Source organism: Streptococcus sanguinis, assembly GCF_003943735.1.
GTDB classification, from domain to species: domain Bacteria; phylum Bacillota; class Bacilli; order Lactobacillales; family Streptococcaceae; genus Streptococcus; species Streptococcus sanguinis_E.
This window is the reverse complement of sequence record NZ_RJMV01000004.1, coordinates 133,456-158,477: the sequence shown is the minus strand read 5'-3', so window position 1 is coordinate 158,477 and position 25,022 is coordinate 133,456. Positions and strand designations below refer to the sequence as shown.

Annotated in this window: 3 protein-coding genes; all 3 read left to right on the top strand. The window is 45.8% G+C overall.

Translation table 11 applies throughout. The annotated features are described in order from the left end of the window. Positions 1-35: 35 nt before the first annotated feature. A complete protein-coding gene (locus D8877_RS06500; protein ID WP_125352784.1) occupies positions 36-10,214 on the top strand; it encodes a CshA/CshB family fibrillar adhesin-related protein in 10,179 nt (3,392 codons plus the stop codon). 209 nt (positions 10,215-10,423) lie between these two features. Next, complete coding sequence (locus tag D8877_RS06495; RefSeq protein WP_125352782.1) at positions 10,424-16,324, top strand: CshA/CshB family fibrillar adhesin-related protein; 5,901 nt, start codon at positions 10,424-10,426, stop codon at positions 16,322-16,324. Between the two features lie 346 nt (positions 16,325-16,670). Continuing rightward, positions 16,671-24,983, top strand: a complete 8,313-nt coding sequence (locus D8877_RS06490; protein ID WP_125352780.1) for a CshA/CshB family fibrillar adhesin-related protein — start codon at positions 16,671-16,673, stop codon at positions 24,981-24,983. Positions 24,984-25,022 lie beyond the last annotated feature (39 nt).

Genomic DNA, 25,022 nt, shown 5'->3' with positions numbered 1-25,022 from the left:
ACCAGTTGCTATTAAATATTAATATAGGAGATTCTATGGGAAAAGAATTATTTAATCCCCATTTAAACAAGTTTTCAATTCGAAAATTAAATGTCGGAGTTTGCTCGGTATTATTATCTACCGTTTTCCTTTTAGGTACTGCGGCTACGGTCAATGCAGATGAAACTGCCAGCGGATCTGTAGATGATAATATCTCACTGCCAGAAAAACCGACGGACTCTGCTGTGAGTCAGCCAGTCAGTCAGCCTGCTCTTGAGAATACAGCAACATCTGCTGTTTCTGAAACAGCTAACTCAGAAGCAAGTGTTAATCAAAATCAGCTGGTTAGTCCAGCTGCAGCTCTAGAGCAAGCGACACCTGAAAAGCCACAAGAAGCTAATCAGACAGCTGAGACCTCTAATGAAGCAAGACCTGCTGAAGCTAGTCAGACTCGCTCTTATTCAGTGCAATATACGCCAAAACCAAGTTCTGCAGCTATGCCGAGGTCTGAGCGTAATGGCCAGCCAATGGAGACAGGAACATCATTTCGTACTACCAGTCCTGCTGGTCAAGCTAGCTCTGCTATACAAGATGCAACAGCTAATCCTACAGTTTCTAAACCAACACTGGAAGAATCAGTGAGGAAACGCTCTGATGAGTTGATGAAGCAGGTAAACTGGCTAGATTTTGGTGATACTAAATCACTGAGAAATCTAGATAAAGATGGCTCCTTTAAAGTTGGAACAGTATATGAAAAGGAAATTTCGCCGGGCTATGTGGTCAAACTGACCGTGACGGAATTGAAACCTTTCTATGCGACAGAGATCTATCGTGATCGAGTAAAGGGAACTGAGTACGAAAGCAGTTATGATCCCAATGCAAAAAATACTTGGCTTCAATATAACAATAGTAATAATTATGCTTATCAGTATTGGTATGGTGATGATTACCGTCCTAAAATTACTGGTGCAGCTCAGAATCAATATTCAGCTATTAAGTCAGAGGGAATTGATACTAAAGGGCGTAAAACCCAACTGCAGGTTCCTAAAGATGAAGCCAACTATGGCGTGAAGTTCAAAGTTGAAGCTAGATATCGTGGGAAGCCAGTTAAAGCAACAGTTGTCATGGCTGATGGCGAAGAGGCAAACCCTGGTGAGTATGCTATCTTTACAACCAATGGTAAGGGTTGGGAACATTTAGCCGAGTGGAAGCGTACAGTTACAGACGCAAATGGTGTGACTACTGAGATTACAGAAACCTATAAGCCAATGAAACCTACCACAGAAGGCCAATTTATTGGAGATGACGGTACTGGTGTTCATTGGCAGGCCTATGTCAGTCCTGACCAAAAGACTGGCGGACTGGGAAGTCAAGTATTTGGACCGAACGTTTCTAGAAACAATACAATTCCGCTTGTCATGACTCGTGGTGCTTCAGAGGTTGGTATTTACATAGCTTCTTCTGGTCAGCAGGCTGCGATGATTGGTTTTATGGCAATCGATGAAGGTGATGCACCGGATTCCTATGGAAAAGCTATCCATGCTATTTCAAGATACAATGCAGAAACTGGCGGTCAAAATCCACAGCCATTCTTGGGCCGTGTTGCGGCTGATATTGATACCACATCTGGAAACAACTGGAAGCATGACGATCAGAATGATTTAGCCGATGAAGGTATTAATCAGCTCTTGTCTGATGATTTAGTCGGGAAAACCAATGGTCTTTTTCCAGTAAACCGTCTGCACGACGGAGATTATTCTCTCCGCATCCATGCTTCAGCTAACGGATACGAAAAAGCCTATGTCCGTGCCTGGATTGACTTCAATAATAATGGTGTCTTCGATGAAGATGAAGCCAGTGAATTTACCGAAGTAACAACTGCGGGAGATTATACTGTTAACTTTAAGAAGAACCCAGCCATGACCAATCCTGAACTTAGCAAACTGGGAATGCGGGTTCGGATTGCCTTGAACAAGGGAGATATTGAGAAACCTACTGGAACAGCATTCAGCGGTGAGGTGGAAGACCTAGAAGTTGAACTGACCTATCCACCAAAAGGAGAGAAGAAGGAAAGTACTGGAATCCGTGATCAGAGACAGACAGCCACTCTTCATTTCACTCCACAGGGGATTGCTCAAAATACTGAAAACAAGAGAGTAGCGATTGATACTACTAAAGATCCGATTGTATTAGATGCGAGAGGAAATGCCCTGACTGCTGATGCAGCAGGCTGGTACAACACTGCTGAAGGCCGTTATAAAGTAACAGCAAATGGTGCTGATGTAGACGTGGTATATGAGCCTAAGGCTGGCTTTATCGGCACAGCTCAGGGGATTAACATCCGTCGCTTTGACACTAATGGTGCAAGCACAGACTGGGTTGCTAAGAATCAAGCTGAAGCAGTCATCAACGATCAGCTCAACACTATGGATGGACGCTATGTGCCAACCGTGCTGAATGTTCCTAAGTATGAAACAAGGGATGCTCAAGGACTAACGCAAGAAAAGACACCTGTCTTTAATGATGGAGATGCTGGCAAAACTCCTGCAAGTCCAAGTACAACAAATCCTGTAAAATTTGTGAGAGCAGATGGAACGACTACAGATGATACTAGAGTTCCAGCTTTATCAAATGGTCAGGAAATTGGTCGTTTTGAAGTCGAGCCTTCAACAGGTAAGATTACTTTCAAACCAAACAAAAACTTCGTTGGTACTGTTGACCCTGTGTCTGTTCAAATGCTTGATGGCAAAGGTATTCCGCATCAAGCTGTTTATCAGCCAAAGGTGACTCCTGTTAGACCATCTGCTCAAGGTGCCAGCAGTGAGGGCATTCAAGGTGCAGTTCAGACAGGACAGCTGACCTTCAATCCGGGCAATAATCGTGTGCCTATTGATAGCAAGAAGTTGCCAACCTTTGATAATGGCAGCCAGACTAAAATAGTTGCTGGTGTTGGTACCTATCAGGTTGATAATCAAGGTCTAGTTACCTTTACTCCACTGCCGACTTATACTGGACGTCCAGCAGCAGAGACTATCAAGCGAGTAGATGTCAATGGAACAGAAGTAACAGCTACCTATCAGGCTGATGTAAAAGCAGCAGCACCAAGTGCGACGAATGCTGAAACCAGTGGTATACAAGGCCAAGTGCAGCAAGGGAAAGTCAGCTTCACAGAAGGTTCTGCGCAAGTCAACGGTCAAAAACAAACAGTGGTCTTTCCGGCTGGCTCAACTCCGCTCTTTGACAATGGTTCGACTGTTAAAGAAGTGCCTACTGTTGGTAAGTTTGAAGTGGATGTGAATGGAAATGTAACCTTTACTCCAGAGAAACAATTTAAAGGCCTTACACCTGACATCAGGATTACTCGTACAGATACGAATGGCAGCACAGCTACAGCTATCTACAAGGCAACAGTCACTGCTGTAACTCCAACAGGAACAAACATCACCAGCACTGGTAAACAAGGCCGTCCACAGACAGGTAAGCCAAACTTTGTCAGTGGCAACCCAGATGTACCATTGGATAATGATACTCCAGCGACTTTCGAAGATGGAAGCAAGCGCAAGGTGGTTCCAAATGTCGGAATCTTTGAAGTGGCACCAGATGGATCTGTTACTTTCACACCGGACAAGCAATATGTTGGCACACCAGATCCGGTTGTTGTTAAGCGTGTAGATAAGAATGGCACTCCTGTGACGGCTAAGTACACGCCTACTGTTGAGAAAGTGACTCCAAGAGCCACAGGCGCTCAGACAAAAGGCCCTCAAGGTCAAGTTCAAAAAGACAAGGTTACTTTTGAACCAGGAAGTCCTCAGGTTGGTTTCCCAGAAAACAGCACTCCAGTCTTTGATACTGGCACGAATGTGAAAGAAATTGCCAAAATCGGTAAGTTCGAGGTGGACGGAGAGGGGAATGTCACCTTTACTCCAGTCAAAACATTTGTAGGTAAGACACCAGAAATCGAACTCAGCCGTACAGATGTCAACGGTACAGTAGCTAAGGCCAAATATCGAGCGACTGTGACTGCTGTGACTCCGACGGGAACTGGAGATCAGACAGAAGGTCCGCAAGGCCAAGTTCAAAAAGGACGTGTAACTTTTAAAGCTGGAGATCCTAAAGTAGGATTCCCAGTTGACAGTTCACCAGTCTTTGACACCGGCACCAATGTAAAAGAAATTGCCAAAGTCGGTAAGTTTGAAGTAGATGCGGAGGGCAATATCACCTTCACGCCAGACAAGCGCTTTGTAGGTGAAACACCAGAAATTAGCATTTCTCGCAAAGATGCAAATGGTATTGCCGCGAAAGTCACTTATATCGCGACAGTTACACCAGTAACTCCAACAGGAACTAATGTGACTAGCACCGGTCCACAAGGTCTTCCTCAGACGGGTACCCCAACTTTCCAAGGTGGTGATCTACTGGTTCCAATTGATGAAGCAGTAGAGCCAACTTTCGAAGATGGCAGTAAGAAAAAGGCTATTCCAGGTCAGGGAACTTACACCATTGCACCAGATGGCACAGTTACCTTCACACCAGAGAAGCAGTTTGTAGGAAAGCCAGATTCAGTGACAGTGAAACGTGTTGATAAGAATGGTACACCAGTCACTGCGACTTACAGTCCTGAGTTTACTAAAGTCACTCCAACTGGTACTGGAGATAAGACAGAAGGATTGCAAGGTCAGGTTCAAGAAGGCCATGTTACCTTCACACCTGGTCATGCCTCAGTTCCATTCCCAGCTGAAACAACTCCGCTCTTTGACAATGGTTTGACTGTTAAAGAGATTCCAACCGTTGGTAAATTTGAAGTGGATGCGAATGGCAAGGTGACTTTCACGCCAGACAAGCAGTTTAAGGGAATCACTCCTGAGCTGACATTGGTTCGAGCAGATGTGAATGGCACTCCTGTTACCGTCAAATACCAAGCAGTGGTGAAAGAAGTGGTTCCAACGGGAACAAATATCACCAGCACTGGTGAGCAAGGCCGTCCACAAACAGGCAAGCCAAACTTCGTGAGCGGCACTCCGGGAGTTCCACTGGATAATGATACTCCGGCTACTTTCGATGACGGAAGCAAGCGCAAGGTTGTTCCAAATGTCGGTATCTTTGAAGTGGCACCAGACGGTTCTGTCACCTTTACCCCAGATAAGCAATTTGTTGGCACACCAGATCCGGTTATTGTTAAGCGAGTGGACAAAAATGGCACTCCTGTGACAGCCAAGTATACGCCAACTGTTGAGAAAGTGACTCCAAGAGCGACAGGTGCTCAGACGGAGGGGCTTCAAGGCCAAGTTCAAAAAGGCAAGGTTACTTTTGAAGCAGGAAGTCCGCAAGTCGGCTTCCCAACCGACAGCACACCGGTCTTTGATACTGGTACTACTGTAAAAGAAATTGCCAAAGTCGGTAAGTTCGAGGTTGATACAGAGGGGAATGTTACTTTCACACCAGTCAAATCGTTTGTCGGTAAGACACCAGAAGTTGAACTCAGCCGTACAGATATCAACGGTACAGCAGCAAAAGCCAATTACCAAGCGATTGTGACCGCTGTTACTCCGACAGGTACTGGTGACAAGACAGAGGGCTTGCAAGGTCAGGTTCAAAAAGGTCATGTCACCTTCACACCAGGTCATGAATTAGTTCCATTCCCAGCAGGCTCGACTCCGCTATTTGGTAACGGAAAAAATATTAAAGAAGTACCAAATATCGGTAAGTTCGAAGTAGATGCTGATGGCAGTGTAACTTTCACTCCAGACAAGCAGTTCAAGGGTGAAACACCAGAATTAGGAATTATTCGTGTGGATGCCAACGGAACTCCAGTAACAGTCAAGTACCAAGCGATAGTGAAAGAAGTAACTCCGATAGGTACTACCGTTACGAGCACCGGTCCACAAGGTATCCCACAAACAGGAACTCCAATCTTCAAAGCTGCGGACCCACTAGTTCCGATTGATGAAACAGTTGAACCAACTTTCGCAGATGGAAGTAAGGAGAAGAAGATTCCAGGCCAAGGAACTTACACCATTACTCCAGATGGCGTAGTGACCTTCACACCGGACAAGCAGTTTGTAGGTAAACCGGACCCAATCACAGTGAAGCGAGTGGACAAGAATGGCACTCCAGTAACGGCAACTTACAGCCCAGAATTTACTAAAGTAACTCCAACAGGTACTAATGCAACCAGCACCGGTCCTCAAGGCCTTCCACAAACTGGTACCCCAACCTTTGAGGGTGGAGATCCACTGGTTCCAATCGATGAAACCGTTGAGCCAACTTTCGCAGATGGAAGTAAGGAGAAGAAGATTCCAGGTCAGGGCACTTACACCATAACTCCAGATGGCGCAGTGACCTTCACACCAGACAAGCAGTTTGTAGGTAAACCGGACCCAATCACAGTGAAGCGAGTGGATAAGAACGGCACTCCAGTGACGGCAACTTACAGTCCAGAGTTTACTAAGGTAACTCCAACTGGTACTGGTGATAAGACTGAAGGATTGCAAGGTCAGGTTCAAGAAGGTCATGTTAGCTTCACACCTGGTCATGCCTCTGTACCATTCCCAGCAGGTTCAACTCCATTATTCGATAATGGTACCGCAGTTAAAGAAGTGCCAAATGTTGGTAAGTTCGAAGTGGATGCGGACGGCAAGGTGACTTTCACTCCAGACAAACAATTCAAGGGTGAAACACCGGAACTCGAATTGACTCGCATTGATGCCAATGGAACATCAGTAACCGTCAAGTACCAAGCGGTAGTGAAAGAGGTAGCTCCAACAGGCACCACCTCAACCAGTACAGGCCCACAAGGCCGCCCTCAAACAGGTAAACCAAACTTTGTTGGTGGCGACCCGAATGTACCACTGGATAATGATACTCCAGCGACATTCGATGATGGAAGCAAACGCAAGGAAGTTCCAAATGTCGGAGTCTTCGAAGTAACGCCAGATGGATCTGTTACTTTCACACCTGACAAGCAATATATTGGTACACCAGATCCGGTAACTGTTAAGCGGGTAGATAAGAATGGTACACCAGTGACGGCTAAGTACACACCAACTGTTGAAAAAGTCACTCCAAGAGCCACAGGTGCTCAGACAGAGGGGCTTCAAGGCCAAGTTCAAAAAGGTAAGATTACTTTTGAAGCAGGAAATCCGCAAGTCGGCTTCCCAGAAAACAGTACGCCAGTCTTTGATACTGGCACAAATGTCAAAGAAATTGCCAAAGTTGGTAAGTTCGAAGTAGACGGAGAGGGTAATGTCACCTTTACTCCAGTCAAAACCTTTGTAGGCAAAACTTCAGAAATCGAACTCAGCCGTGCCGATGCCAATGGTACAGTAGCTAAGGCTAACTATCAAGCGACTGTGACTGCTGTAACTCCGACAGGAACCGGTACTAAGACAGAAGGACTTCAAGGCCAAGTTCAAGAAGGGAAAGTTACCTTCACGCCAGGGCATAAATTAGTTCCATTCCCGGCAGGTTCAACTCCGATGTTCGATAATGGTTCTTCTGTCAAAGAAGTGCCGAATGTTGGTAAGTTTGAAGTGGATGCGGATGGCAAGGTTACTTTCACTCCAGACAAACAATTCAAGGGTGAAACGCCAGAACTCGAATTGACTCGGACTGATGCTAATGGAACACCAGCAACTGTCAAGTACCAAGCAGTAGTGAGAGAGGTAACTCCAACAGCTACTACGTCAACTAGCACTGGTCCACAAGGCCGACCACAAACGGGTAAACCAAACTTTGTCGGTGGCGACCCGAATGTACCACTGGATAATGATACTCCAGCGACATTCGATGATGGAAGCAAACGCAAGGAAGTTCCAAATGTCGGAATCTTCGAAGTAACGCCAGATGGATCTGTTACTTTCACACCTGACAAGCAATATGTTGGTACACCAGATCCGGTAACTGTTAAGCGGGTAGATAAGAATGGTACACCAGTGACGGCTAAGTACACACCAACTGTTGAGAAAGTGACCCCAATAGGTACTACTGCAACTAGCACTGGCCCACAAGGCCTTCCTCAAACGGGTACTCCAACCTTCACAGGTGGTGACCCACTAGTTCCGATTGACGAAACAGTTGAGCCAATCTTCGAAGATGGAAACAAAGAGAAAAATATTCCAGGTCAGGGAACTTACACCATTACTCCAGATGGCGTAGTGACCTTCACACCGGACAAGCAGTTTGTAGGTAAGCCGGACCCAATCACAGTCAAGCGAGTGGACAAGAATGGCACACCAGTAACAGCGACCTACAGTCCAGAGTTCACCAAGGTAACTCCAACTGGTACTGGTGTCAAGACAGAAGGGCTTCAAGGCCAAGTCCAAGAAGGCAAAGTGACCTTCACGCCTGGTCATGATTCAGTTCCATTCCCAGCGGATTCGACTCCGTTATTTGACAATGGTTCCACAGTTAAAGAAGTACCAAATGTTGGTAAGTTTGAAGTGGACGCAGACGGCAAGGTGACCTTCACTCCCGACAAACAATTCAAGGGTGAGACACCAGAACTCGAATTAACTCGCACTGATGTCAATGGCACCCCTGTTACAGTTAAGTACCAAGCGGTAGTGAAAGAGGTGACTCCAACAGGCACAACCGTAATGAGCACTGGCCCACAAGGTCTTCCGCAAACCGGCACTCCAACTTTCAAAGGTGCAGACCCACTAGTTCCGATCGATGAGACAGTAGAGCCAACTTTCGAAGATGGAAGCAAGAAGAAGACCATTCCAGGTCAGGGAACTTATACCATTACTCCGGATGGCGCAGTAACCTTCACTCCCGACAAGCAGTTTGTGGGCAAACCAGATCCAATCACTGTGAAACGAGTAGATAAAAATGGTACACCAGTAACTGCGACCTACAGTCCAGAGTTCACTAAGGTAACTCCGACTGGTACTGGCACTAAGACAGAAGGTCTGCAAGGTCAGGTTCAAAAAGGTCAAGTGACTTTCACGCCAGGACATAAATTAGTTCCATTCCCAGCAGGTTCGACTCCACTCTTTGGTAACGGAAAGAATATTAAAGAAGTGCCAAATGTTGGTAAGTTCGAAGTGGATGCGGATAACAAGGTGACCTTTACTCCAATAAAACAATTCAAGGGTGAAACGTCAGAACTGGGATTGATTCGTTTAGATACTAACGGAACTCCTGTTATTGTCAAATATCAAGCAATAGTGAAAGCAGTAGTCCCAACTGGTAAAAATGCGACCTCTACAAATATCAAGGGGCATGTTCAGACTGGCAAACCTGTCTTCGAAGCAGGTGATCCATTGGTTCCAATTGATGAGTTAGTAGAGCCAACCTTCGAAGACGAAAGCAAGGAAAAGACTATTCCGGGTCAGGGAACTTATACTATCGCACCAGATGGTACAGTCACCTTCACTCCAGAAGCTGATTTCCTTGGTCAGGGAAGCGGTGTGACCCTTGTCCGTCGTGATAAGAATGGCAGCTCAGTGACGGCTCGCTATGTTCCAACCGTGGTTGAACCATCAACCAGCAAGAACAGTGTGTCCAGCGGTCGCAAGGGTCAAGCTCAAACGGGCACGCCAACCTTTGAAGGGGCGATTGACCAGGCAGTAGCACCGACCTTTGCGGACGGCAGCACCGAAATGGTTGTCCCAGGTGAGGGAACTTACAGGTTCAATATGCTGGGAGCAGTGACCTTTGTGCCGGAAGCCGACTTTGTCGGAACTGCTCGCGGAGTTGTCGTGAAGCGTTCAGATATTTATGGCAATGCCGTAACAGCGACTTATACTCCGACTGTATTGGGAAGCACTGATACAGAAGATACCAGCAGCACTGGGCTTAAAGGGCAGCCTCAGACTGGTAAACCTATCTTTGAAGGCGACGTGGATCCAACCGTTCCGCCAACTTTCGAGGATGGCAGCACCGAAAAGGCTGTTCCAGGCCAAGGTACTTACACGATTGCGCCAGATGGTACTGTGACCTTTGTACCGGAAACGGGCTTTGTCGGTCAAGCTGACGGCGTAACAGTGATTCGCAAAGACCGCAATGGTCAGACGATTTCAGCGGTTTACGTTCCGACTGTGACAGAAAATCCTGTTCAGCCGGAGCGGACGATTACACCTGCACCACCGTCTCTTTCTAAGAGTGAGGGTGCAAAATCCCTTCCTAAGACTGGTACAGAAGAAACCTCATACTTAGCTGCAAGTTTACTTGCGGGAGTATCAGGTTTGGGACTGATTGGCTTAGAGAAGAGAAAGAAAAAGTCTGAAGATTAAATGGTGAGAGCTTAGGTTTCAGACTCTAGATTGAAAGAGGAAAGATTCGTTTATGGATCTTTCCTATTTTTTGTTAAAAATAGACTATTTTTAACAAAGTGTCTAATTACAATGTTAGTTTGTTACAATAATAGTTATATATATGGATAACTAAAATAGAATAGTGTATAATAAAAGCTGCAATTTAAATGATTATTTAGGAGATTATTATGGGAAAAGATTTATTTAATCCTCACCTGCGTAAGTTTTCGATTCGGAAACTAAACGTCGGTGTTTGTTCTGTGCTCTTATCAACCCTGCTTCTTTTGGGAGCAGCTGCGCAGGTTAGTGCTGATGAAACTGTTTCTTCTGGGACTCAAAGCGAGGTTTCTCAAACAGGCATAGCTGATTCCTCAGTAAGTACTGCAGAATCAGTAAATTCACCAGCTGAGGAAAATAAGCCTGACACTATTGCAGTTCAAGCAGAAGATGCGTCTGCGGTAGCTACTGCAAGGCATGATTCAGTTGATAAGTCAACAAGTGAGCAGCCAGCGACAGAAACTACCTTTGCACCAGCTGTTGTTCCTGCAGAAGTTAAGACTGAAGATAATGCCCAACCAGCTCCTGCTCAACCGGCAGGAACTACAGAGACTGCTCAGCCTAGTCGCTCTCGTCGCGTAAGACGGGATGCGGCACCTACTGGTCTTCGAGATGGTGATCCTAACAACACCATTGAGAAGCCTACTTTGGCTGACTCTGAAAAAAAGAACCCCACGGAGTTGATGAAGCAAATCAACTGGCTGGATCTTGGCGATAAAACTGCCATTAGTAACTTAGATACGGATGATTCCTTTAAAGTTGGTACTGTCTATGAGAAAGAAATTTCTCCAGGCTATCGTATTAAACTGACAGTGACGGAATTAAAACCTTTCCACTCAACAGAGATTTATCGTGACCGCGTCAAGGGTACTGAGTATGAAAACAGCTATGATCCGAATGCGAAAAACACTTGGTTCAGATATGTAAATGAAGACTATAAAAAGCAAGAAGCCGAAGGAGATTCAGCTAGACCGAAAATTATAGGAGCGGAACAGAATCAATGGACAGCCGTCCGAGACCAAGGGATTAACACCAATGGTCGAAAGACTCAATTACAAGTCCCTAAAAATGGTGCTAGCTACGGTATAAAATTCAAGGTAGAAGCGACTTACCTTGGAAAACCTGTAAAAGCAACGGTTATCATGTCTGATGGAGAAGAAGCCAACCCAGGGGAGTATGCTATCTTCACGACCAATGGCCAAGGATGGGAACACTTGGCAGAATGGAAACGTGTTCGGACAGATGGGTCTGTAATTACCGAAACTTATGCCCCAATGAACCCTAACAGATATGGTCAATATATAGGAGATAATGCGACTATACCTGTAATCGACTGGACTGCTTTTACTAATCCAGATCAAAAAACAGGAGGCTTAGGCTCCCAGGTCTTTGGTCCTAATACTTCTAAAGATCACACAGTTCCGATTGTGATGACACGAGGTGCTTCAGAAGTTGGAATTTATATTGCTTCTTCTGGTCAGCAAGCTGCTATGATTGGTTTTATGGTAGTTGATGAAGGAGATGCACCAGCTTCTTATGGAAATGCTGTTCATGCTATTTCTGGTTATGATGCCAATACAGGTGCAAGAACTCCTCAGCCATTCTTGGGTCGAGTTGAAGCTGATATTGATACTACTTCGGGTAATGACTGGAGACATGATGACGATACTGATCACGCAGACGAAGGGGTTGATCAGCTCTTGCCTTCTGATTTGACTGGTAAGACAAATAACCTTTTCCGAGTTAATCGTCTTCAAAATGGTGACTACTCAGTTCGTCTCCAAGCATCTGCCAATGGCAATAGCAAGGCCTATATTCGTGCTTGGATTGATTTCAATCAAAACGGTGTTTTTGATGAAAATGAGGCCAGCGAATTTACTGAAGTAACAACGGCTGGTGACTATACTGTTAATTTTAAGAATAATCCAGCGATGACCAATCCTGCAGTTAGCAAGCTGGGAATGCGGGTCCGCATTGCCCTGAATAAGGGAGATATTGAAAAACCTACTGGAACAGCCTTTAGTGGGGAAGTTGAAGACTTAGAAGTCATCTTGACCTATCCGCCAAAGGGTGAAAAGAAGGAAAGTACGGGAATAATCGGCCAGCCTCAGAAAGCTACTCTTCAGTTTACACCTCAAGGTATTGATCAAAATGATGAAAGCAAGAAAGCGGCTATTGATACAACTGTAGCACCTGTCGTTTTGGACAATGCAGGTCATACATTAACAGCAGATGGCGACGGTTGGTACAGTACTGCTGAGGGACGATATAAAGTAACAGCCAAGGGTGCAAATGTGGATGTGATATTTGAACCTAGCACTGGCTTTATCGGTACTACTCAAGGAATTAATATCCGCCGTGTTGATACTAATGGTGCAAGTACAGATTGGATTGCGAAGAATAATGGAGAACCTGTTATCAACGATAAGTTGAATAATATGGATGCTCGCTATATTCCGACTGTTTTGAATTTCACGGAACATCGTTCGACGGACGCACAAGGTTTGCCTCAAGTGCAAGATATTGTCTTTAATGATGGCAATCCTGCTAAGACACCTGCTCAACCATCTGCAACGAATCCTGTCTCTTTCTTGGATGCTGATGGCAATCGTATTGTTGGAACAAGCGCGAAGGCAACCTCGCAAGGCCAAGAAGTGGGAACCTTTGAGTTAGATCCAGCTACTGGGCGTGTGACTTTCACTCCGAATAAGTCGTTTGTGGGGACAGTTGACCCAGTCAATCTACAATTGCATGATACCGATGGGACAGAGCACCGTGCAACCTATCAACCGACAGTAACTCGTGTTGTTCCAACAGCACAAGGAGCAAACTCTGAAGGTATTCAAGGTGCTGAACAATCTGGTAATTTGATCTTTACGCCAGGTGATAATCGTGTGCCAATTAATGAGGCAGTTGCTCCAACTTTTGATAACGGTCAAACAACTAAGGTTGTTCCGAATGTTGGAACTTATATGGTTGATAACGCAGGTCGTGTAACCTTCCAGCCAGTTCCTAGCTACACTGGCCGTCCAAGTGCTGAATCTGTTAAACGTGTTGATATGAACGGGACAGAAGTAACCGCAACTTATCAAGCTGAAGTTAAGGCTGCGACCCCAACAGGTCAAGATACACAGACTACTGGCCTCCAAGGGAAACTTCAAACGAGTCACCTAAACTTTACTCCAGGTCAAGCAACTGTTAATAACCAAACACAAACAGTCCCATTAAACCCAGCAGGACCACAATTCGTTGTGGATGGGCAGGTTCAACAGGGTAATACCTTGGCAGTTAGCGACGCAAGTGGCAAGCTACAAGGAACTTACACTGTTCAAGCTAATGGAGATATTAGCTTCCAACCTGCTCCTGATTTCTACGGAACGCCTACTCCTGCACATCTTCGTGTAAGGGATAAGAACGGTTCTACTGCAGATGCAGTTTATTGGCCAAACGTTACGCAAGTAACTCCAACTAGCATCAATGCTGAATCAACCGGCCTCCAAGGTCAAGCGCAAAAGGGGACGCCCACTTTCACTCCTGGCGACTCAGCTGTTCCAATTGACATGGATTCTCCAATGACTTTCGAAGATGGTCAGCCTAAGAAGACTGTTCAGGGAGTGGGGATATACACTATTAACTCAGATGGTTCTATCACTTTTACTCCTGAGAAACAGTATGTTGGCACACCAACACCAGTTACAGTAAAACGTATTGATAAAAATGGCACGGAAGTGACTGCAACTTACACGCCAACTGTTACTAAGGTAACGCCGGTAGGTACTAATGCGACTGGCACTGGCCCTCAAGGTCTTCCACAAACGGGCACTCCAACCTTTGCGGGCGGTGACCCACTAGTTCCGATTGATGAAACAGTTGAACCGACCTTTGAAGATGGAAGTAAAGAGAAGAACATTCCAGGTCAAGGAACTTACACGATTGCTCCAGATGGGGCAGTGACCTTCACTCCTGAGAAGCAATTCGTAGGCAAGCCAGATCCAGTTACTGTGAAACGTGTTGATAAGAACGGCACACCAGTGACTTCCACTTACAGTCCAGAGTTTACTAAGGTAACGCCAACTGGCACTAACGCAACTAGCACTGGTCCTCAGGGCGTTCCACAAACCGGTACCCCAACCTTCACAGGTGGTAATCCACTTGTACCAATTGATGAAACAGTAGAGCCTACCTTTGAAGATGGAAGTAAAGAGAAGAACATTCCAGGTCAAGGAACTTACACTATCTCTCCAGATGGGGCAGTGACCTTCACTCCTGAGAAGCAATTCGTAGGCAAGCCAGATCCAGTTACTGTGAAACGTGTTGATAAGAACAGCACACCAGTGACTTCCACTTACAGTCCAGAGTTTACTAAGGTAACGCCAACTGGCACTAACGCAACTAGCACTGGTCCTCAGGGCGTTCCACAAACCGGTACCCCAACCTTCACAGGTGGTGATCCACTAGTTCCAATTGATGAAACAGTTGAGCCAACTTTCGGAGATGGAAGTAAGGAGAAGACTATTCCAGGTCAAGGAACATACACGATTGCTCCAGATGGCGCAGTGACCTTCACCCCAGAGAAGCAGTTTGTAGGGAAGCCAGATCCAGTTACTGTGAAACGTGTTGATAAGAACGGCACACCAGTGACTGCCACTTACAGTCCAGAGTTTACTAAGGTAACGCCAACTGGCACTAACGCAACTAGCACTGGTCCTCAGGGCGTTCCACAAACCGGTACCCCAACCTTCACAGGTGGTAATCCACTTGTACCAATTGATGAAACAGTAGAGCCTACCTTTGAAGATGGAAGTAAAGAGAAGAACATTCCAGGCCAAGGAACTTACACTATCTCTCCAGATGGGGCAGTGACCTTCACTCCTGAGAAGCAATTCGTAGGCAAGCCAGATCCAGTTACTGTGAAACGTGTTGATGAGAACGGTACACCAGTAACGGCTACCTATAGTCCAGAGTTTACCAAGGTAAGTCCAACTGGTAAAGATGCGACCTCTACGAATATCAAAGGTCATGTTCAAACTGGCAAACCTGTCTTTGAAGCAGGTGATCCACTTGTGCCAATTGATGAGACGATTGCACCAAGCTTCGAAGATGGAAGTAAGGAAAAGACCATTCCAGGTCAAGGAACGTACACTATCTCACCAGACGGTACAGTTACTTTCACTCCAGAAGCTGATTTCCTTGGTCAGGGAAGCGGTGTGACCCTTGTCCGTCGTGATAAAAATGGCACCTCAGTGACAGCTCGCTATGTTCCAACCGTGGTTGAACCATCAACCAGCAAGGACAGTGTGTCTAGCGGTCGCAAGGGTCAAGCTCAAACAGGCACGCCTACCTTTGAAGGGGCGATTGACCAAGCGGTAGCACCGACCTTTGCGGACGGCAGCACCGAAAAGGTTGTTCCGGGTGAGGGAACTTATAGGTTTACCGTTCTGGGGGCAGTGACCTTCGTACCAGAAGCTGACTTTGTCGGAACTGCCAGTGGAGTTGTCGTGAAGCGTTCAGATATTTATGGCAATGCCGTGACGGCTACCTATACCCCAACTGTTTTGGGAAGCACTGCCACAGAAGATACTGGCAGCACGGGTCTCAAAGGCCAGCCGCAGACTGGTAAACCAATCTTTGAAGGCGACGTGAATCCAACCGTTCCGCCAACTTTTGAGGATGGCAGCACCGAAAAGGTTGTTCCAGGCCAAGGAACCTACACGATTGCGCCAGATGGCACCGTGACTTTTGTACCGGAAACGGGCTTTGTCGGTCAAGCAGACGGTGTGACAGTGATTCGCAAAGACCGCAATGGCCAGACGATTTCAGCGGTTTACGTTCCGACTGTGACAGAAGATCCTGTTCAGCCAGAGCGGACGATTACGCCTGCACCGCCGTCTCTTTCTAAGAGTGAGGGTGCAAAAGCTCTTCCTAAGACCGGTACAGAAGAAACCTCATACTTAGCTGCAAGTTTACTTGCGGGAGTATCAGGTTTGGGACTGATTGGTTTAGAGAAGAGAAAGAAAAAGTCTGAAGGCTAAAATTTAAGAATTTGGCTTTCTTAGATATTAAAATAAAAGGGAAAAGATTCGTTAGTGAATCTTTTTTCTTTATATCCAAAGAGAAAAACTCTTAAAAACTTCATAATAATAGCATTTCTAAAATATTAAATATTAAAGTAGAATCTGAAATATCCTTAGATTTATTTAATTTATAAGGATTTTTCTATGGTTTATTTTTTCTTTTGTTTTAAAAAATTAGACTTTAAAGTACTTTATGTCCATTTTTTAAAAAAATTTATATAATTATAGTTATATATATAGCTAACCAAAATGGAATGTTGTATAATAAAACTATTGTAACTAGATGATTATTTAGGAGATTATTATGGGAAAAGATTTATTTAATCCTCACCTGCGTAAGTTTTCGATTCGAAAACTAAACGTCGGTGTTTGTTCTGTGCTCTTGTCAACCCTGCTTCTTTTGGGAGCAGCGGCACAAGTTAGTGCTGACGAAGCTAGTGATTCTGGTGTCCAAAACGAAGTTTCGCAAACAGGAATAGCCGAATCATCAGTGAATTCTGCTGAAACTGTTGCTTCTGAACATATACAAGCAAAAGAAAGTTCAGCACTTGCTTTTGCTACTGAGATTCCTCAATCAGATGATAATCCTAGTCCCAGAAGCTCAGAGTCTGAGAAAGTTGGAGAATCTACTGAATCTACAGCAACTAAACCAGTTGAGAATACTCAACCAATCACTGTTCACCCAGAAATATCTAACGCGGCTGTCGTGGCTGAAAAGTCAGAAGCAATAGCAGATGTATCTCAGCCTAATCGCTCTCGTCGTGTGAGACGGGATGCTACACCTACTGGACAACAGAACAGCGTAACAACAGGAGTTACGATAGGTACTGGACCAGCTGGGGCAGATGATGCTACCTCTACGCCACGAGTACCTAAACCAAGCTTGGAGGAATCTGTCAAGAAAGATAGTACCCAATTAGCCAAACAGATTACTTGGCTTGATTTTTCGGATACTGCAAGTTGGAAAGGATTGGATTCACGAGGCGGACTCCAAGTAGGAACTACCTTCAAAAAGGAAATTTCACCGGGCTATGAAGTAACCCTGACGGTCACTGAGCTTAAACCTTTTAACTCGACTGAAACTTATAGAAAACGGGTTGAAGGAACACCGACAGCAAATACTTATGACCCAAATGCTCAGAATGGATATTTAAAGTCTGCAGCAAAGTATGGTCAAACCCCTCCTTCGGTGACAGGAGCTATTCAGAATCAATGGACTGCCATTCGTGATCAAGGGTTCAATACGCAAGGACGAAAGACCCAGCTGGTTTACCCAGAGAACTCAACCAACTGGGGAGTAAAATTCCAAATTGAAGCTACCTATCTAGGCAAGCGCGTAGCCCCTACGGTGGTTATGGCCGATGGTGAAGATGCCAACCCAGGTGAATTTGCTATCTTCACTACTAACGGAGAAGGATGGGAATATCTCGGTGAATGGAAGAATAAGAGTACTGCCAAAGAAGCCTATACCGTTATTACCAAGCAAATGTTGGATGATGAAAATGTAAAGAGAAGAGGTCTCTTAATCTTAAGAGATACAAGCGTAGACTGGTATAAATACCTCAGTCCGGATACAGTGACAGGTGGCTTGGGGACTCAGGTCTTTGGGCCAAACCGCTCTAACGAACGGACGGTTCCTGTGGTGATGACGCGTGGGGCATCTGAAGTAGGTTTCTATGTAGCATCATCTGGGCAACAGGCTATGATGATGGGATTCTTAGTGGTGGATGGCAGTGATGCGCCAGCGACTTATGGCGAAGCCTTCCATACCATTTCAGGTCGTGATTCTCTGACTGGTAAGTTAATTAATCAGCCTTACTTAGGGACTACTCCAGCAGACATTGATGTTGATACAGCTAATAATTGGGTTCTGGATGATAAAAAGGAACACAAGGACGAGGGGGCAAGCCAATTACTAGCGGACGATCAATTAAGTGCTTCTAATGATTTGCTTGATTTAGACAAAGCAAAAAATGGAACTTACACAATTAAAATCAAAGCTAACCCAAATGGCAATGCTAAATCTTATGTCAAGGCATGGATAGACTTCAATAATGATGGAGTCTTTAATGAAAGCGAAGGTAGCAACCTACAAGAGATTACAGCTGCTGGTGACTATACCTTGACCTTCAATGCCAACCCAAATATTATTGGTGGCCAAGTGGACAAATTGGGTATGCGTTTCCGAATTGCGACTAATAAAGGTGATATTGAACAACCAACCGGTATTGCCTTTAGTGGTGAAGTAGAAGATATGCTCTTACACCGCATTTATCCTCCTAAGGGGGAGAAGCAGACTACGGACGGCTTTACAGGTGAGACTCAAACTGCTGTCCTTCACTTCACACCTAAAGGAACGGATCGCTCAGACGATAGTATCAATGCAGTTATGAGCACCCAAGCGCCTCAGGTTTTGGATAAGCAAGGCCAAGTTCTGACAGCCGTTGATGGCAACTATATTCGTCCAGAAGGGACCTATCGCTTGACCATCAAGGACAATGACGTGCAAGTTGCCTTCACACCAAATGCTGCCTTTTCTGGAACTGCTGACGGAATTAATATTCGTTGGACTGACAGCAATGGCACCTCGACTGGTTGGACTTCGACGGATGCTTCTGACCCTAATAAAAATGATCAGTTGAATAACATGGACGGCCGTTATGTGCCAACAGTCCGTAAGATTCCAAACTACGAATCAAGTGGTCTTCAGGGACTGGAACAAAATAAAACGCTAGTCTTTAATGATGATGATGCGAATACGACCCCTGTCATGCCAGAAGCTACTCGTCCGGCTAGCTTTGTGGATGCGAATGGACGACTGGTAACAGAAAATACGGTGCCTGCCATGGCCAATGGCCAGCAAGTGGGAACCTATGAATTGGATCCAAATACCGGCCAAGTGACCTTCAAGCCTATCAAGACTTTTTATGGCACGCCAGACCCAGTGGTAGTTCAAGTCAGTGATACCGACGGTAAAGCACACCGAGCACGTTATCAACCTAAGGTAACCCAAGTAACGCCAAGAAGTACCAATGCTGAATCAACTGGTCTTCAAGGTCAAGCACAAAGTGGTAAGCCAACTTTCACTGCAGGTGACCAACAAATCCCAATTGACATGAGCAAAGCCATGACTTTTGAAAATGGGACGGATACCTTGGAAATAGCCAATGAAGGAACTTATACTATCAATTCAGATGATACCATTACCTTCAAGCCGCTTAAGCAATTCACTGGCAAGGCGACACCAGTTACGGTTAAACGCGTAGATGCCAACGGCACAGAAGTGACTGCTACCTATACACCTAACGTGACCAAGGTCACACCAACCAGCACATCTGCTACTTCATCAGGTCCTCAAGGGGTGCCACAAACAGGAACGCCGGTCTTCAAGGAAGGCGACCCAGCGGTCCCAATTGACTATAACAAGCAAATGACCTTTGACAATGATCAACTTAAGAAGATTGTTGCGGGCGTGGGAGAATACACCATCAATTCAGATGGATCTATTACCTTTACTCCAGATAAGAAATATGTGGGTACCCCAGCCGCGGTGACGGTCAAACGAGTTGACGAAAATGGCACAGAAGTAAGAGCAACCTATACGCCAACTGTTACCAAGGTAACTCCGACTGGTACTGGTGATAAGACAGAAGGATTGCAAGGTCAGGTTCAAGAAGGTCATGTTATCTTCACCCCAGGTCATGCCTCTGTACCATTCCCAGCTGAAACAACTCCGCTCTTTGACAATGGTTTGACTGTAAAAGAGATTCCAACCGTTGGTAAATTTGAAGTGGATGCTAATGGTAAGGTTACTTTCACGCCAGACAAGCAGTTTAAGGGAACCACTCCTGAGCTGACATTGATTCGAGCAGATGTGAATGGCACTCCTGTTACAGTCAAATACCAAGCAGTGGTGAAAGAAGTGGTTCCTACAGGTACCAATGCGACTAGCACTGGTCTTCAAGGTCTACCACAATCAGGTACACCTACTTTTACTGCGGGTGACAAAGCTGTGCCGATTGATATAGCCCAACCAATGACCTTTGAAGATAATCAAACAACTAAGAAGGTAGATAAGGTCGGTACTTATGTCATTGAGTCAGATGGTTCGATTACTTTCACTCCAGAAAAGCAATATGTGGGCACACCAACACCAGTTACAGTTAAACGTGTAGATACGAATGGCACTGAAGTTACTGCTACTTACACGCCAACGGTAACACGGGTCACACCAACTAGCACCAATGCTGAGTCAACAGGCCTGCAAGGACAACCACAAAGCGGCAAGCCGATCTTTACCCCAGGTGACCAAGCAGTCCCAATCGATATGGCCAAGCCAATGACCTTTGAAAATGGGACTGACACATTGGTAGTAGCTAATCAAGGAACTTATACGATTAATTCAGATGGTTCCATTACCTTTAAGCCGGAGAAGAAATTTACTGGTAAGGCAACACCAGTCACGGTCAAACGTGTAGATGCGAATGGAACCGAAGTGACAGCTAAATATACTCCTACTGTTGAAGAAGTTATTCCAAACGCAACTGGCGATCAGACTGAAGGTCCACAAGGATTGGTTCAGAATGGTAAGATTACTTTTGAAGCCGGAAGACCAGAAGTTGGTTTTTCAGCAGATAATTCCCCAGTTTTTGACACTGGTACTAATGTGAAAGAAATTGAAAATGTTGGCAAGTTTGAAGTGGATATTGATGGTAATATTACCTTTACACCGGTTAAGACATTCGTAGGTAAAACGCCAGAAATTGAAGTCAGTCGTGCAGATGTCAACGGTACCCTTGCTAAGGCAAAATATCAAGCAACAGTAACGGCTGTAAAGCCAACTGGTGTTGGAAACAAGACAGAAGGCCTGCAAGGTCAAGTTCAAGAAGGTAAAGTGACCTTCACCCCAGGGCACGACTCTGTTCCGTTCCCTGCTGGTTCGACTCCGCTATTTGATAATAATTCAACAGTGAAAGAAGTGCCAAATGTCGGTAAGTTTGAAGTGGACTCTGATGGTAAGGTTACCTTTACCCCACTCAAGCAGTTTAAGGGGGAAACACCAGAGCTTGAATTGACTCGCACCGATGCCAATGGCACTCCTGTTACAGTCAAATACCAAGCAGTAGTGAAAGAAGTGGTTCCAAGAGGCACCGATGCGACTAGCACAGGTCCTCAGGGCGTTCCGCAAACAGGTAGCCCAAGCTTCCAAGGTGGTGATCCACTTGTTCCGATTGATATGGATTCTCCAATGACATTTGAAGATGGTCAACCTAAGAAGACGGTTCAAGGAGTAGGGGAATATACCATCAACTCAGATGGTACTATCACCTTTACCCCAGACAAACAGTATGTGGGGACCCCAGCTTCAGTTACTGTTAAACGTGTAGATAAAAACGGAACAGAAGTGACTGCTACCTATACGCCAACGGTAACACGGGTAATGCCTACTAGCACCAATGCTGAATCAACTGGCCTTCAAGGTCAACCGCAAAGTGGCAAGCCAACTTTCAGTCCAGGTGACCAAGCGGTTCCAATCGATATGACCAAGCCAATGACCTTTGAAAATGGGACTGATACTTTGGTAGTGGCTAATCAAGGAACTTATACCATTAATTCAGATGGTTCCATTACCTTCACTCCGGATAAGCAATTCACTGGCAAGGCGACACCTGTTACGGTTAAACGAGTCGATGCTAACGGTACAGAAATAACTGCTACCTATACCCCAGAAGTTACCAAGGTAACTCCAACTGGCACCAATGCTGAATCAACTGGCCTTCAAGGTCAACCACAAAAGGGGACACCTACCTTCACTCCTGGCGATTCTGCTGTTCCAATTGATATGGATAGTCCGATGACCTTCGAAGACGGTCAGTCTAAGAAGACTGTTCAGGGAGTAGGGGAATACACTATCAACTCAGATGGTTCTGTTACCTTTACTCCAGAGAAACAGTATATTGGTACACCAACACCAGTCACTGTGAAACGTGTGGATAAGAATGGTACTGAAGTTACTGCTACTTATACACCGACCGTTACCAAGGTAACTCCAATCAGCACCAATGCGACTAGCACAGGTCCTCAAGGTGTCCCTCAAACTGGCATTCCAACCTTTGCGGGTGGTGATCCACTAGTTCCAATTGATGAAACAGTTGAGCCAACTTTCGAAGATGGAAGCAAGAAGAAGACACTTCCGGGTCAAGGAACGTATACCATCACTCCGGATGGCGCAGTGACTTTCACACCTGAAAAACAATATGTTGGTACACCAGAACCAATCACTGTGAAACGTGTTGATAAGAACGGCACGGAAGTGACTGCTAGTTATACGCCGACTGTTACCAAGGTAACTCCAACGGGTACCAATGCAACGAGCACTGGTCCTCAAGGTGTTCCGCAAACTGGCACCCCAACTTTCCAAGGAGGCGATCCACTAGTTCCAATCGATGAAATCGTTGAACCAAGCTTCGACGACGGAAGCAAGAAGAAGACCATTCCAGGTCAAGGAACATACACGATTGCTCTAGATGGCGTAGTGACCTTCACCCCAGACAAGCAGTATGTAGGTAAACCGGATCCAATCACTGTGAAACGTGTTGATAAGAACGGCACACCAGTGACTGCGACTTACAGTCCAGAGTTTACTAAGGTTACGCCAACCAGCACCAATGCAACAAGCACCGGTCCTCAAGGTGTCCCTCAAACTGGCACACCGACCTTCGCAGGCGGCGATCCACTGGTTCCAATTGATGGCTCAGTAGAGCCAACTTTCGAAGATGGAAGTAAGGAGAAGAAGATTCCAGGCCAGGGCACTTACACCATCACTCCAGATGGCGCAGTGACTTTCACGCCAGACAAGCAGTTTGTAGGTAAGCCAGATTCAGTAATTGTGAAACGTGTTGACAAGAACGGCACACCAGTGACAGCGACCTACAGTCCAGAGTTTACGAAAGTGATTCCTACAGGAACTGGTGAGAAGACAGAAGGCCTGCAGGGTCAGGTTCAAGAAGGAAAAGTCACCTTCACCCCAGGCCATGACTCTGTTCCATTCCCAGCTGGTTCAACTCCGTTATTTGACAATGGTTCTTCTGTCAAAGAAGTACCGAATGTCGGTAAGTTCGAAGTGGATGCAAATGGCAAGGTAACCTTTACCCCAGATAAACAGTTCAAGGGTGAAACACCAGAACTCGAATTGACACGCACTGATGCCAATGGCACCGCTGTTACCGTCAAGTACCAAGCAGTAGTGAAAGAAGTGATTCCTACAGGTGCCAATGCGACCAGCACTGGTCCTCAAGGTGTTCCTCAAATGGGTACCCCAACCTTCCAAGGTGGTGACCCACTGGTTCCAATTGATGACCTAGTAGAGCCAAGCTTCGAAGATGGCAGCAAGAAGAAGACCATTCCAGGTCAAGGAACTTACACGATTGCTCCAGATGGAGCAGTCACTTTCACGCCAGATAAGCAGTTTGTAGGCAAGCCAGATCCAATCACTGTAAAACGTGTTGATAAGAATGGCACTCCAGTAACTGCGACATACAGTCCAGAGTTCGCCAAGGTAACTCCAACTGGTAAAGATGCTACATCTACAAATATCAAGGGCCATGTTCAAACTGGCAAACCTATCTTCGAAGCAGGTGATCCACTAGTTCCAATTGATGAAACAATTGCGCCAACTTTCGAAGATGGAAGTAAGGAAAAAACAATTCCAGGTCAAGGAACTTATACCATCACACCAGACGGTACAGTGACCTTCACTCCAGATGCTGATTTCCTTGGTCAGGGTACTGGTGTGACTCTTGTCCGTCGTGATAAGAACGGTAGCTCAGTGACGGCTCGCTATATTCCGACCGTAGTTGAACCATCAACCAGTCAGGACAGTGTATCTAGCGGCCGCAAGGGCCAAGCTCAAACGGGCACGCCAACCTTTGAAGGGGCGATCGATCAGGCGGTGGCACCAACCTTTGCGGATGGCAGCACCGAAAAGGTTGTCCCAGGTGAGGGAACGTATAGATTTACCGTTCTGGGAGCAATAACCTTTGTGCCAGAAGCCGACTTTGTCGGAACTGCTCGTGGAGTCGTCGTGAAGCGTTCAGATATTTATGGCAATGCCGTGATGGCTACCTATACCCCAACTGTTTTGGGAAGCACTGCTACAGAAGATACCGGCAGCACCGGTCTCAAAGGCCAGTCTCAAACCGGCAAGCCTATCTTTGAAGGCGACGTGGATCCAACTGTTCCGCCAACATTCGAGGATGGCAGCACCGAAAAGATTGTTCCAGGTCAAGGTACTTATACGATTGCGCCAGATGGCACTGTGACCTTTGTACCGGAAACTGGCTTTGTCGGCCAAGCTGATGGTGTGACAGTGATTCGCAAAGACCGTAATGGTCAAACTATTTCAGCAGTTTATGTTCCGACTGTGACAGAAAATCCTGTTCAGCCAGAGCGGACGATTACGCCTGCACCACCATCTCTTTCTAAGAGTGAGGATGCAAAATCCCTTCCTAAGACTGGTACAGAAGAAACCTCATATTTAGCAGCAAGCTTGCTTGCGGGAGTATCAGGTTTGGGACTGTTTGGCTTAGAGAAGAGGAAGAAAAAGTCTGAAGACTAACATAGGCTTGAAGAAATTCCGTTAATAAACTAGAAGAAT

What these genes read in the sequence shown, in the direction of transcription:
- D8877_RS06500 (WP_125352784.1), top strand. Translation starts at nt 36, where the DNA reads ATGGGAAAAGAATTATTTAATCCCCATTTAAACAAGTTTTCAATTCGA.
- D8877_RS06495 (WP_125352782.1), top strand. Translation starts at nt 10,424, where the DNA reads ATGGGAAAAGATTTATTTAATCCTCACCTGCGTAAGTTTTCGATTCGG.
- D8877_RS06490 (WP_125352780.1), top strand. Translation starts at nt 16,671, where the DNA reads ATGGGAAAAGATTTATTTAATCCTCACCTGCGTAAGTTTTCGATTCGA.